Origin of the sequence: Lentzea nigeriaca (assembly GCF_016907955.1) — a bacterium.
In the GTDB taxonomy this organism is placed as follows: Bacteria; Actinomycetota; Actinomycetes; order Mycobacteriales; family Pseudonocardiaceae; genus Lentzea; species Lentzea nigeriaca.
The window spans coordinates 168,053-181,498 of the sequence record NZ_JAFBCX010000001.1 but is presented as its reverse complement, the minus strand read 5'-3'; the positions used below and the strand labels follow the sequence as shown (position 1 = coordinate 181,498).

Annotated in this window: 6 protein-coding genes; 1 reads left to right on the top strand and 5 read right to left on the bottom strand. The window is 71.9% G+C overall.

Annotation, left to right across the window (positions count from 1 at the left end; genetic code table 11):
• Nucleotides 1-292 precede the first annotated feature (292 nt).
• The gene (locus tag JOD27_RS00700; protein WP_204760156.1) at nt 293-2,935 is read left to right on the top strand and encodes a helix-turn-helix transcriptional regulator; all 2,643 of its coding nucleotides are present in this window, start codon (nt 293-295) and stop codon (nt 2,933-2,935) included.
• On the opposite strand, the gene JOD27_RS00695 is transcribed toward JOD27_RS00700, so the two are convergent.
• From JOD27_RS00695 to JOD27_RS00675, 5 genes are read right to left on the bottom strand one after another with little or no spacing between them, the layout of a single operon-like run.
• Nucleotides 2,932-4,137 (bottom strand): erythromycin esterase family protein, encoded by a 1,206-nt coding sequence (locus tag JOD27_RS00695; protein ID WP_204760155.1) that lies wholly within the window; start codon nt 4,135-4,137, stop codon nt 2,932-2,934. The two genes, JOD27_RS00700 and JOD27_RS00695, sit on opposite strands and share 4 nt — an antisense overlap.
• Nucleotides 4,137-5,306 (bottom strand): RCC1 domain-containing protein, encoded by a 1,170-nt coding sequence (locus JOD27_RS00690; RefSeq protein ID WP_204760154.1) that lies wholly within the window; start codon nt 5,304-5,306, stop codon nt 4,137-4,139. The genes JOD27_RS00695 and JOD27_RS00690 overlap by 1 nt, the downstream gene beginning before the upstream one ends.
• Before the next feature lie 3 nt (nt 5,307-5,309).
• Nucleotides 5,310-6,803, bottom strand: coding sequence for an MDR family MFS transporter (locus tag JOD27_RS00685; RefSeq protein WP_204760153.1), 1,494 nt, complete (start codon nt 6,801-6,803; stop codon nt 5,310-5,312).
• Entirely contained in the window at nt 6,800-8,455 is a 1,656-nt protein-coding gene (locus JOD27_RS00680) for a (2,3-dihydroxybenzoyl)adenylate synthase (protein WP_204760152.1), read from the bottom strand. Before JOD27_RS00680 ends, JOD27_RS00685 begins: the two co-directional genes overlap by 4 nt.
• Complete coding sequence (locus JOD27_RS00675) at nt 8,452-13,386, bottom strand: type I polyketide synthase (RefSeq protein WP_307829784.1); 4,935 nt, start codon at nt 13,384-13,386, stop codon at nt 8,452-8,454. The genes JOD27_RS00680 and JOD27_RS00675 overlap by 4 nt, the downstream gene beginning before the upstream one ends.
• Between the last annotated feature and the right edge of the window lie 60 nt (nt 13,387-13,446).

Here is a 13,446-nt window from a genome sequence, read left to right as displayed (position 1 = left end):
ACAGACGTTAGGGAGGACGGCACCGGCATCGCACCACGCAAGTCGCCAGTGCTCGTCGCCAGGATCCGTACCGCAAATCGGCGGGCTCGGCGGGGCGTGCCGCGGTGCACGGTTGGCAGCAGTCGGGGTGATCAGAAAACGTTTGCGTCGGCATTTCTCTACCGCCATCTCGGCAGCGACGTGCATGAGAGCGCGACCATCCGGGCTTTCGGCGATGAGCACAGACCGCCCACTCCCCGGCCCGACTCAACGGAGCACAACCAAGCCGCGACGCTCTACTAGGATCCACACCATGATCGTTGGTCGGCACGCCGAGTTGGCCGTGATCGACCGGCTGATCGACCGCGCTCGAGGCGGCAGCGGCGGCGGTCTGGTGGTGCGCGGCGAGGCGGGCATCGGCAAGTCCACGCTGCTCGGGCGCGCGTACGCGGAGGCTCGCGACCTGCGGGTGCTGCGAGTGGTGGGCGTCGAGTCGGAGTCGCAGTTCGCGTACGCCGCGTTGCATCAGCTGCTGTCCCCGGTGCTGGACCGGGTGGACCGCCTGCCGGAACCGCAGGCGGCGGCGCTGGGGGCGGCGTTCGGTCGCGGCGGCAGTGACGAGCTGCAGCCGTTCCTCGTGTCGATGGCGGCGTTGACGCTGCTGTCGGACCTGGCGGACGAGCAACCGGTGCTGTGCGTGGTGGACGACGCCCATTGGAGTGACGCGGCGTCGTTGGACGTTTTCCTGTTCGTGGCGCGGCGGCTGGAGGCCGAGTCGATCGCGCTGCTGGTGGCGGTGCGGGACGACGAGGGCAGGACGATCGACGCCGCAGGTGTGCCGGAACTGCGGCTGGGCGGGCTGGATCTGGCGGCGGCGCGGACGTTGCTCGGCGACCGGGTGAGCCCGCTGCTGCTGGAGCAGCTGGTGACGAGCACCGGCGGCAACCCGCTCGCGTTGATCGAGCTGGCGGACCTCTCGCCGCACGAGGTGATGCAGGCACCGGTGCCGCTGGCCAGCCGGCTGGAACAGGTCTTCCTCGCGCGCATCCGCAAGCTCGGCCCCGAACTCGGCACGGTGCTGCTGCTGGCGGCGGCGGCCGGGCCCGCCGGTCGCGAGCTGGTGCGCACGGCGGCGGCGCAGCTCGGCGTCGACCGCCATCTCGACTCGCCGGAGGCCGGGCAGATCCTGCACGACCTGGACTTCCGGCACCCGTTGATGCGGTCGGCGGTCTACCACGGCGCCGCCGCGGCCGATCGCCTGGCCGCGCACCGCGCACTGGCCGACGCGGACACCGAGCGCACCGACCGCTGGGCATGGCACCGCGCCAAGGCCGTCGAAGGACCGGACGAGGAGGTCGCGGCGGCGCTGGAGTCCAGTGCGGCGCAGGCGATCCGCCGGTCCGGCCACCTCGCGGCCGCCGCCGCGCTGGAACGGGCCGCCGAACTCAGTCCGTCCACCGAGGACACCCAACGCCGGCTGGTCGCCGCGGCCGACGCGTGGTGGCGAGGCGGTGACACGACGTCGGCGCTCGACTCGCTCGACCGGGTGGAGGACTCCGCGGAGGTGTTGTACCTGCGCGGTTCCATCGAGCTGCGCGCGGGCTCGCCGTCCGACGCGGTCGCGCTGCTCGTGTCCGCCGCACTCGCCGCTTCCGATCCGCACCGGACACTGCAGATCGTGACGCTGGCCCGCGAGGCCGCCTACACGGCCGTGCGGCCGGAGGTGCTCGACGCGCTGGCTTCCCGGCTGGCGCAGCTGCCCCAGTTCACCGACGAGACGGATCGGCTGCTGGCGCGGCTGCTGCGCGCGTTCATCGGCACCAGGATGGACCACGAGCAGGCCGTCGAGGTGGCCGACCTGCTGGCCGAGGCAGAACGGTTCGAGGACCCGGAGCTGCTGCTCACCGCGGGCGGCATGGCGTGGGCGGTCGGCCAGTACGCGCTGTCGGCCCGGCTGCGGCAGAAGGCGGTCGCCCGCGCCCGTGCCGCCGGCGCCGCGGGAACCCTGGCACTGACGCTGGAGTACGTCGTGCCGGACGAGATCAGCCGCGGCCGCTTCGCCTCCGCCGAGGCGTTCGCGGACGAGGGGTTCCGGCTCGCCGTGGAAACCGGCAGGCGCAACAGCGCATCGCTGCACCAGGCGTTCCTCAGCATGCTGGCGGGCCTGCGCGGCCGCACCGCGGAGGCCGTCGCGCTGGCCGAGCAGACGATGACCGAGGCCGTGTCCCGCAGCCTGGTCAAGGTCGCCGACACCGCTCAGCGCGCGCTGGGCCTGATGGCGCTCGCCGACCGTCGGCACGAGGACGCGCTGGCGGTCTTCGCCAAACTCGACGGCTCCGGCCCCGAACCGGGCAGCCCGGTGATGGCGGTGAGCGCGATCCCCGACCACGTCGAGGCCGCCGTCCGCGCCGGCCTCACCCCGACGGGCCTGCTCGACCGCTACCTGACGTGGGTCGACACGGTCTCGTCGGTGGAGCTGCAGGCACTCGCCGAACGCACCCTGGCACTGCTCGCGACCGATCCCGACGCCGCCGACGCCCACTACGCCGAGGCACTGCGCCTGCACGCCACCACGGAACGCCCGTTCGACCACGCCCGCACCGAACTGCTGTACGGCGAGTTCCTCCGCCGCGAACGCCGGCGGACCCAGTCGCGCCGGCACCTGCGGTCCGCGATGGACACGTTCACCCGCCTCGGCACGCCCGTGTGGGCCGAACGCGCCCGCGTCGAACTGCGCGCCACCGGCGAGACCGCCCGCCGCCAGGAACCGGGCCGCACCGCGGAGCTCACCCCGCAGGAGCTGCAGGTGGCCCGCTCGGTCAGCCTCGGCGCGACGAACCGCGAGGTGGCCGCGCAGCTCTTCGTCAGCCCGCGCACGGTGGACTACCACCTGCGCAAGGTGTTCCGGAAACTCGGAATCACCTCACGCCGCGAACTGATGCGCCTGGATCTCTAGAGATCCGTGGTGGGGGTGACGGTCCTGGTGTGGATGAGGGCGTCGAACCAGTCGGCCAGCGAACCGCCCGTCATCCAGTACTCCTCCGGCGGCTGGCCGGGGTCGTAGATCGAACCGATCACCCGTGCCTTCGCGGGTTCGTCGAGCCAGGAACCCGGACCACCGCGCAACCCCACCAGGAACTGCGGGAGATCCACGGCCGACAAGGGAGTCTCGGCGAAGTCGCCGGGCTGGCGCGGCGCGGAGACCGGTCGCCGGCCGAACGGCGGCAGCCCCCAGCCGGAGATCACCTCACCCTCGGTGAACGTGAGCCCCAGCGAGAAGTACCGGTCGCCGAACGCCTTGGCCAGGTGCGCGCCGGTCGGCGTGAACTCCAGCTTTCCCTTGGGGGGAATGGAGATCGTGAGCCGTTCGCTGCGCACGCTGTGCGCGTTGGTGGACCAGTAGGCGATGCGGTGCCCGGTGTGGTCGTGCCACCACCGCAGGTTCTCCGCCATCTTCTCGTCGCGGTACCCGTCTTCGACCACGTGATGGGTGTAGTGCTCGTAGAACGCCACGATCTGGCGGGCGTGCTGGACGACCAGGTCGGCCTTCGCGACCCGTTCCACGATCGCCAGCGCGGCACGGGCGTGTTCGACCAGCGCCTCGCGGTCCGGTGCCTCGGTGAAGAACCACCGCACGTGATCCGGCCGGATCGGGCGGATCTGCGCGAAGTGCCGCAGCAGAGCGGGCAACTCCTCCGTGGCGACGTTGCCGACGTGTGCGCTCACCAGGTCGTACACCTCGGCCCTGGTGTCGATCACCCCGACACCGACGAACCGCACCGGGTCGGCTTGCGTGGTGTTGTAGTCGCGCAGCCACTCCAGCAGTTCGCGGGTTTCTCCTGTGCGCCACGGCATCCCGGTCGTCGCGAGCAGGTCGTCGAGGTCGCCTTCGCCCCGCACCACGTAGTTGTCCAGCGCCAGTGCGACGTCCCAGTCCTCCTCGGTCGCGACGGTGCGGAACCCGTGGTGTTCCACCAGGTACCGGATCACCGCCGCGGTCAGGGTGAACTGTTCGTGGGCGCCGTAGGTCGAGGGGCCGATGCCGACGACGACAGCGTCACCGATCAGGGCGCCGAGGGGGCCGAGCTCGGCGGCCGCCTCGGCATCGGTGCTGGGCAACGGGATCGCCGTGTCCGTGAGCCACGTGTGCACGTCCATCACGCACCTCCCCGCAACGCCAGCGAGTACCCGCCGCCCGGATTCTCCCGGAACTGCGGCACCTCGCCTCCGACCGTCACCGCGACGACGTCGCTCAACCCCTTGACCTGCACCGGAACCGAGCGGCTGGTGAAGGTGCCGTCGCCGAGCTCGCCGTGGTCGTTGCAGCCCCACGCCCACACCGTGCCGTCCTCGCGAACGGCGATGCTGTGGCCCGCGTTGCCCGGCTCCGCGTCGGAACCGCCGCCGACGGCGGCGATCGACCGCACGCCGCTCAGGCCGCGGACCTCGACGGGCAGTGGGCTGTTGGTGGTCTCGCCGTTGCCGAGCTGGCCGCGGTCGTTCAGACCGAAGCCGCGCACGGTGCCGTCGGACAGCAAGGCCAGCGTGTGGTGGTAGCCGCCGGCGAGCTGGGTGACGCCGCTCAGCGCGTCGATCTTGCTGGGGGTGTCGCGGTGGGTGGTGGTGCCGTCGCCGAGCTGGCCGCAGTCGTTGAAGCCCCACGCCAGGACGGTGCCGTCGGGCAGCAGGGCGAGGCTCTGGCCGCCGCCGGCCGCGATCGACGCCACCTCGGGCAGGCCGTCGACGCGGGCGGGGACGAAGCGGCACGGGTACTGCTTGCCCGCGTGTTCCTGGATCACCCGGCCGGGCTTCTCCTCACCGGCGTCGCCGAGCTGGCCGTAGTCGTCGCGGCCCCAGCTCCACACCGAGCCGTCCTCCAGCAACGCCAGGCTGTGGCCGCCGGCCGCCGCGATCGACCGCACCGGGCCCGGCAGGCCCTCTATGCGCACCGGCACCGGGCTCACCTGCCTGCTCGCCTCGGCGAGGCAGCCGAAGAACCCGGCGCCGCTCGCGTACAGGGTGCCGTCCTCCAGCAGGAACATGCTGTGCCCGCCGCCGAGTGACACCGTCCGCACCGGGCCGGGCAGCCCCAGCACAGGTACCGGCCTGGTCTGGTTCTCGGTGGTGCCGTTGGTCACCTGGCCGAAGATGTTGCGGCCCCACGCGACCGCGGTGCCGTCGCGCAGCACCGCCACGACGTGGCCGCTGCCGGCCTCGATCTGCCGGACGTCACCCAGGCCGTCCACAGTGGATGAAAGAGGGCGCGCGGTGGTAGAGCCGTCGCCGAGCTGGCCGTTGGTGTTGTCGCCCCACGAGGTGACAGACATGTCTCACTTCCCTTGCGCAGAAGAGCTTTCGGGTTCCGAGTGGCTTTCTTCCCCCCACGGGCTGACGTCCTCGCGCAGGGGCGTGTTGGGCAGCAACAGGGTGAGCACCAGCGCGACGATCATGATCGGCACACCGGCCAGGAACGCGAGCTGGAGCCCGTCGGCGAAGCCCGCCGCGGCGAGCTCGCTCGGAGACGTGGTGAGCACCTGTCCCCTGCCCACCGCGGCCGCGATCACCGCGCCGAACACCGCGGCACCGATCGACGAGCCGATCGTGCGGAAGAACGCGGCCTGAGCGGTGATCGTGCCCATGTCCTCGCGCGGCACGCTGTTCTGCACCGCGACGATCAGCTTCGAGATCACCATGCCCATGCCGATGCCGAGCACCGCCTCGCTGCCCCACAGCTGCCACACCGGCGTGTCCACGTCGAGCAGGCTCAGCAACCAGGTCGCCACCGTCATGATCGCCGTGCCCAGCACGACGACCGGCTTCATCCTCCCCAGCACGGAGGCGATCAGCCAGCCGCTGACGCCCGATCCGATCATCACCGCGATCATCAAGGGCAACAGCTGCAGACCGGCGGCCACGGGATCGTCGCCCCGCACCACCTGGAGGTACACCGGCAGGAAGAAGTAGCCGCCGATCACCGCGGCACCGACCAGGAAAGTCACCACCATCGCGACCGCGATCTCGCGATCCCGCAACAGGTTCAGCGGGACCAGCGGCTCGGGGGCCCGGCGTTCCACGACGACGAACAGCACGCCGAGAACGACGGTCGTGCCGAGCAGCCCGATGATCATCGGTGACGACCACGCGTATGTGCCGCCGCCCCACACGGTCGCGAGAACCAGTGTCGTCACGCCGGCGGTGAGCAGCGCCGCACCGGTGTAGTCGATCGACTGCTCGCGCCGGCGCACCGGCAGCTTCAGCAGCGTGCCGACCGCGAGCAGCGCGGCGACGCCGATGGGCACGTTGATCAGGAAGCACCAGCGCCACGACAGGTACTCGGTGAACACGCCGCCCACCAGCGGGCCGGCCAGCGACGCCAGCGCGTACATCGCGCCGACCAGGCCCTGGATGCGGCCGATCTGCCGGGGCGGCACCACGCTCGACGAGATGGTGAACGCGAGCACCACCAACCCGCCCGCGCCGATCCCCTGCAGCGCTCGGAACGCCACGAGCTGCGTCATGTCCTGGCTCGCGCCGACGAGTGCCGAACCAGCGGTGAAGATGCCGATCGACACCAGGTACATCGGTTTGGCGCCGTAGAGGTCCGCGAGCTTGCCGTACAACGCGGTCGACACCGTCGAGGTCAGCAGGTAGGCCGTGACGACGAGGGAGAAGTCGTCGACCAGACCGAGTCTGCTCACCATCGTCGGCAGCGCCGTGCCGACGATCGTCTGGTCCAGTGCCGACAGCAGCTGCCCGGACAGCAGCACGACGAGCACGGTCCTGAGCTGCCAGTTCGAGAGGCCCTGCCGGGCGGTCGTGCTCATGCGCCCGCGACCAGCTGCCGCGGGTCGCTCGTCACCACCTGAAGCAGCATCTTCTTGTCCACCTTGCCGATCGGGGTCAACGGCAGCTCCCGCACGACCTCGAGCCGTTCCGGGATCTTGTACTTGGCCACGCCGCGGGCGTGGAACTCCCGCTGGACGTCCGCGAGGTCCAGCCGGTGCCCTTTGTGGAGGACTACACACAGGCAGACCCGTTCGCCGAGCGCGCGATCGGGTACCGGGACGACGGCGGCCTGCCGCACCTGCGGCAGCTCCATCGCGAGCTCCTCGACCTCCGGCGCGGAGACCTTCTCCCCGCCGCGGTTCACCAGGTCCTTGATGCGCGCCTGGACGACGAAGTTGCCGCTCGGGTGCACCACGACCACGTCACCGGTGCGGTACCAGCCGTCCGGGGTGAACGCGAGCTGGTTGTGCTCGGGTGCCCGGAAGTATCCGCGCGGCGTGTACGGGCCTCTGGTCAGCAGCTCGCCCGGTTTGCCCGGACCGGCAGGCCTGCCGTTCTCGTCGACGATCCGGTACTCGTCGGCGTCGGAGATCGGCCTGCCCTGCGTCGTCTCGACAACGTGCGGCGGGTCGTCGAGCCGGGTGTAGTTCAGCAGTCCCTCTGCCATGCCGTAGACCTGCTGCACCTGGCACTTCAACGCGCCGGCCAGCGTGGCGGCGAACCCCTCCGGCAGCACCGACCCACCGATCTGCACAGTGCGCAGGCTGGAGAGATCGGCCGTGGTCGTAGCTGCCGCCTCGACCCAGCGCTGGGCGACGGCGGGCACGAGCGGGGACGTGGTCACGCGCTCGCGTTCGATCAGCTCGAAGGTCACCTCCGGCCGCGGGCTGGGAGCCATGACCACCCTCCCGCCGTGCATCAGCGCGCCGAGCAGCCCCGGCGAACCCAGCGGGAAGTTGTGCGCCATCGGCAGGGTCACGAGGTAGACGGTGTCCTCGTCGAACTCGCACACCTCGGCGCTGCGCCTGGCGTTGTACTCGTAGTCGTCGTGCGTCCGCGCGATGATCTTCGGAACGCCGGTCGTGCCGCCGGAGAGCAGGAACAGCGCCACGTCACCGGAGTGCGGCGCGTACCGCATCATCCGGATCCGCCGCTCCTCGGCATCTCCCTGCCGCCGCGACAACGACCGCAGCGACGCGTGTCCACTGTGGACCTCAGCACCGAGCACGATCACCTGGGCGTCGCGCCGCGCGGCCAGCGTGGCCGCCAGCGCCTGGTGGTCGAAGTCGCCGCACCGGTCGGGCACCACGATCGCCGCGACGTCGGCCAGCTCGGCCAGATGACCGAGCTCGTGCTCGCGGTGGGCGAGCAACGCGAGCACCGGCGCCACGCCGATCCGCTGGCACGCCAGGAAGAACACGACGAACTCCCAGCAGTTCGGCAGCTGCACCAGCACGTTGTCGCCGTCGCGCAGCCCGAGCCCGACGAGGTTCTCGCCCAGCGCGTCGACGTGCTCGGCGAGCTCGCGGTAGGTCAGCCGGACGTCACCGTCGACGATCGCGACCCGGTCACCGGAGCGCTCCGCCCAGTCCCACACGTAGTCACCCAGCGGCCGCCCCCTCCAATATCCTTCCGCCACGTACCGTTTGACCGCTTCCGGCGGCCACGGCACAGTTCCGTCACGCTTCATGCGGAATCCTCCAGCAATGTCGTGAGGTGTTCGGCGATGGCGTGTGCCGTGGGCGCGCTCCAGAACAGGTTCGCGGGCAGGCTGATCGCCAGCCGGTGTTCCAGGTCGCGCCGGATCGCCTGCACCAGCACGGAGTCGGCACCCAGCTCGGTCAGCGGCTGGTGCACGTCGAGCCGTTCGGTCCCGAGCTGCCGGCTGATCACCGCGGTCACCTCGGCCGCCAGGTCGGTCCACTGCCGCCCGGCCGGCTCCTGCTCCTCCTCCGGTGCTTCGAGCTCGCGCAGCAGCGGCGGCCGGCGCATGCCGGGTAGTTGCCCGATCGTGCGCAGCACGACCACGTGGCCGGTGTCCGACGCCCGGTCGTCCCAGCAGTCGAACGCCTCCTGCGCGGTGATGGCGGCCGTGCCGCGGGCCCGCAGCTCGGCGTCGATCGAGTCCGCGCTCGTGCTCATCCCCAGGCCGCGCCACGACGTCCAGCCGAAGCTGATCATGTCCGGTCTGCGGGTGGCGAGCGCGTCGAGGAACGCGTTGGCCGCCGCGTAGCTCGCCTGTCCCGGCAGGCCCAGCAGCGGGCCGGCCGACGAGAACAGCGCGAAGAAGTCGAGGCTGCCCGGCGGGAACATCTCGTGCAGCAGCAACGCTCCCGCGACCTTGGGCCGCATGACCCTGATCAACGACGGCGAGTCGACGTCGACGGCCATCCTGCTGTCGAGCACTCCGGCCGCGTGCACGACGCCGCGGATGGGCGGCAGGCCCAGTTCCGCGCAGTCCAGCGACTTCGGCGCCTGCACCCGGTCGGTGATGTCCACCGCGACCGTGCGCACCGTGACACCGGCCGACTCCAGCGACCGGATGCACTCGATGCGGGTCGCGTCCTCGGGATCGGCGACCTCGTCCCACAGCTCCCGCGGCGGGAGGCCCCGCCTGCTGACGAGCACGAGCCTGCGCGCGCCCCGGCTCGCGAGCCACGTCGCGACCTCCCTGCCCAGGGCACCGAGCCCTCCGGTGACCAGGTAGGTGCCGTCCGGCCGGCACGTGAGCGGGGCGCGCTCCCGCGGTGCGGGCGCCGGCACGAGCGAAGGGGTGAGCACCGTGCCGTGGCGCACCGCGACGATGTCCTCCCGCGCGCCACCGCGCAGGACGTCCAGCAGTCCGCTGTTGTCGTGCGGCGGCAGGTCGACGAGCCCGCCCCACCGGTCGGGATGCTCGGTCGCCAGCACGCGTCCCACGCCCCACAGGGACGAATGGCTCAGCGCGATGTCCTCTTCGGACTCCAGCACACCGCGGGTGACGCACCACAGCCGTGGTCCGCCGTCCCACCGCGCCATCGTGGCGGCCACGCGCAGCAGCAGCCAGGATGCCTGGAACGCCGCCACACCAACGCGTCGTCCCGGTCCGGGTGCCACGATCACCACGCTCTCGGCGGTCAGCTCGTCCTTCACCGCGTTGAGCTCGTCGGGGCCCGACACCCTGGTGCACCTGATCCCGAGACCCGGCAACGGTGGCTCGTCCTGTTCGCACACCACGACGACCCGGTCGATCGTCTCGGTGAGCGGCAGCGGTGCCTCCGTCGTCCAGTGCACGACGTGCACGAGCCGGCGCGGGCTCGCGGACTGCTCGCCCTGCAGCACGCCGTACCGCAGCCCGGTCAGCTCGGCCAGCACGGTGCCGTCCGGGTCGAGGATCTCCACGTCGTCGCCCTGCACGGAGATCACCACCTGATCTCCCGGCTCACCGCTGATGGCGACGCGGCGGATGTGTGCGGGCATGTGCAGCACCTCGGGGTCACCGGCCGTGGTGGCCGCGATCGAGAGCGCCGCGTCGAGCGCGGAGGTGCGGGAGTCGACCGCCACGGTGGCGACGAGCCGGCCCGGCTCGCGGGTGAGTTCCCGGATCCGCCACGGGAACCCCATCGCGGCGACACCGGCGCGTGCCAGCCGGTCCACCACGTGTCCCGGGTCGAGCCGGTCCGCGCACTGCGGGATCTCGCGCCGGGAAACGTGGGGTTCCTCATGCCGTGCGGTCGCCGTGGTGTGCGTGAGCCAGCCGTCCTCGGACACCCGCGTGCTCAGCCTGAGCGTGTGGCCGTCGAACACGACCTGGAGGTCCCGGTTCTCCTCGACCGGAACGGGGGTCCGCAGTGTCACGTCGGTCAGCACGCCCGCCCCCGACGCGGTGTGGAAGGTGTTGAGCAGCACGGCCGCGGGCACGATCTCCGTGCCCAGCACCGGATGCCTGCCGGGGTAGGGCCGGGTGGCGAAGTCGAGCGAGGTGCGCCACAACCGGATGGGCGACGGGCCGTGCACGGTCACCGCCTCGCCGAGCAGGTCGTGCCGGGCGGGATCGTGCGGACGCGGGCCGTGCGGCGAGTGCGTGGCGCGGAACTCCTCCTGCTGCCACACCGTGCCCGGCACATCGGCGAGCCCGCCCTCGGGGTGCACTGCCCGCCAGTCGACCTCGGCTCCGGCGCAGTGCAGCACACCGAGCTGCGCGAGCTGCGTGGCACGCTCGGGTTTGTTGCGCCGCAACGTGTACGCGACGGTGACCTCGGGTGCGGTCTCGGTGATGGAGTGTGTGACGACCGGGTGCGGTGAGACTTCCAGGAACAACCGGTGCCCGTCGGTGACCGCCGCTTCGACGGCCTGGTGGAACAGCACCGGGTTGCCGAGGTTCGCCGCCCAGTAGTCGCCGTCGCGGGCGACGGTCGTGCGCGGGTCGGCGGAAGCCGTGCTGTACAAGGGAATCGTGGGCGTGCGTGGCCCCAGGTCCCGTGCGGCGCGGGCGAGGTCGTCGAGCAGCGGCGCCACGTGCGGACTGTGGAACGCGATGTCCGTGGCGACCTCGTGCACGACCCGTTCCGGCCGCCACCGCCGAACCAGCTCGGCGACCGCGCCGGCGTCACCCGAGATCACGGTCGAACCCGGTGCCGCCGCGATGGCCGCGACGACGTGCTCGTCGTCCCGCAAGCGTTCGCGTGCCGCGGCGAACGGCAGGTCCACCACAGCCATCGCTCCGGCGCCGGCGATGCGGCGCAGCAGTTCGGACCGGCGGCACACCAGCCGCGCGCCCTGTTCCTCGGTGAGCGCGCCCGCGACGACGGCCGCCGCGATCTCGCCGACCGAGTGGCCGATCACCGCGGCCGGACGCACCCCGAGCGCGCGCCACGACGCCGCGAGCCCCAGCTGAACCGCGAAGATCGCCATCTGGGTGTCGGGCGTGTCCAGCGCGTCGGCGGACAGCAGGTCCATCGGCGTGCGGCCGCACTCCTCCCGGAACGGCCACGCCAGCTTGTCCAGCACGGTCCGGAACGCGAGGTCGGTGGCCGCCAGCTCGCGGCCCATGCCCGGCCACTGCGAACCCTGGCCGGAGAACACCCACACCGGCGCCGCACCCGGTTGGGCCGGTCCTGGTTCGACCGCACGCAGCCGCGTGACGAGCTCTTCCCGGCTGGTCGCGACCACCGTCGCGCGCCACGGCAGCTGCGCACGGCGTACCGCGAGGGTGTGGGCGACGTCGCCCAGCGGCGTGGCCGCACCGCTGCCGGTGAGCCAGTCGGCGAGCCTCGCCGCCTGTGCGGTCACCGCGGCGGCGGAGGCACCGGACAACGGGTACAGCCGCGGCTTGGCGGCCGCCGACCGCTGCGCTCGTGGCTGGAGCGGCGCTTCTTCGAGGAGAACGTGGGCGATCGTGCCGCCGTAGCCGTACCCGGACGTGCCCGCGATGCGTGGCCGTCCGGTGCGTGGCCACGGCGTCGCGCCGGTGACGATGGTCAGCCCGTCGCCGAGCGCCGGAATCGGCGTCGACACGTTGACCGTCGCCGGGATCACGCCGTGCCGCAACGCGAGCACCGTCTTGATCACGCCGGCGACGCCGGACGCCGCCTCCAGGTGACCGATGTTGGACTTCACCGAGCCGACCAGGCACGGCCGATCGCGGTCGGTGCCGTAGACCTCGGCGAGTGCGCCCGCCTCGATCGGGTCACCCACGCGGGTGCCGGTGCCGTGTGCCTCGACGTAGTCCACATCGGACGGTGTGATGCCCGCCGACCCGCAGGCCGCCCGCAGCAGGTGTTCCTGGGCGAGCCGGCTCGGCGCCATGATGCCGTCGGTGCGGCCGTCCTGCGTCACCGCGCTGCCCCTGATCACCGCGAGCACCCGGTCGCCGTCGTGGCGCGCGTCGGAAAGCCGCTTCAGCACGAGCAGTCCCGCGCCCTCACTGCGGACGTACCCGTCGGCGGTCGCGTCGAACGGCCGGCTGGCCCCGGTCGGCGACAACACGCCGGCCGCGTCCATCACGGCGGTGAGGCCGGGCCCGACCATGAGCATCACGCCGCCGGTGATCGCGACGGAGCTCTCGCGGGTGCGCAGGCTCTGGCACGCCAGGTGGATCGCGACGAGCGAGGCCGAGCACGCCGTGTCGACGGCGATGCTCGGCCCGCGCAGGTCCAGCGTGTACGACACGCGGTTCGCGATGGCGCACAACGACGAGCCGATCCCGCTCCACGCCTCGATGCGCGGCAGGTCCTCCAGCAGGCGCCGGCCGTGGTCGTCGGCGTTGACCCCGATGAAGACACCAGCGTCGGTTCCGGCCACCGTGCCGGGCACGAGGCCGGCGTGCTCAAGCGCCTCCCACGACAGTTCGAGCACCATCCGCTGCTGCGGGTCCATCAACGCGGCCTCGCGCGGGGAAAGGCCGAAGAAGGCGGCGTCGAACCGCTCGATTCCGCGCAGAAATCCCCCGGTGGTGGTGATTCCGGGCACCGCGTAATCAGCCCACCTGCCGTCCGGCAGCGTGCCGATCCCGGACCGCTCGTTGATCAGGAAATCCCAGTACTCCTCGGGGGAACTCACCCCACCGGGGAACCGGCAGCTCATTCCGATCACCGCGATCGGATCAGCACCGTCGCCGGGAGCACACCATTCTTCAGCCACGTCGACCCCTCCCGTCCGGCTACCGACCACTGTGCGGCCGGCGGGGTCCCGCGTGGATCC

What these genes read in the sequence shown, in the direction of transcription:
- JOD27_RS00690 (WP_204760154.1), bottom strand. Translation starts at nt 5,306, where the DNA reads ATGTCTGTCACCTCGTGGGGCGACAACACCAACGGCCAGCTCGGCGAC.
- JOD27_RS00695 (WP_204760155.1), bottom strand. Translation starts at nt 4,137, where the DNA reads ATGGACGTGCACACGTGGCTCACGGACACGGCGATCCCGTTGCCCAGC.
- JOD27_RS00700 (WP_204760156.1), top strand. Translation starts at nt 293, where the DNA reads ATGATCGTTGGTCGGCACGCCGAGTTGGCCGTGATCGACCGGCTGATC.
- JOD27_RS00685 (WP_204760153.1), bottom strand. Translation starts at nt 6,803, where the DNA reads ATGAGCACGACCGCCCGGCAGGGCCTCTCGAACTGGCAGCTCAGGACC.
- JOD27_RS00680 (WP_204760152.1), bottom strand. Translation starts at nt 8,455, where the DNA reads ATGAAGCGTGACGGAACTGTGCCGTGGCCGCCGGAAGCGGTCAAACGG.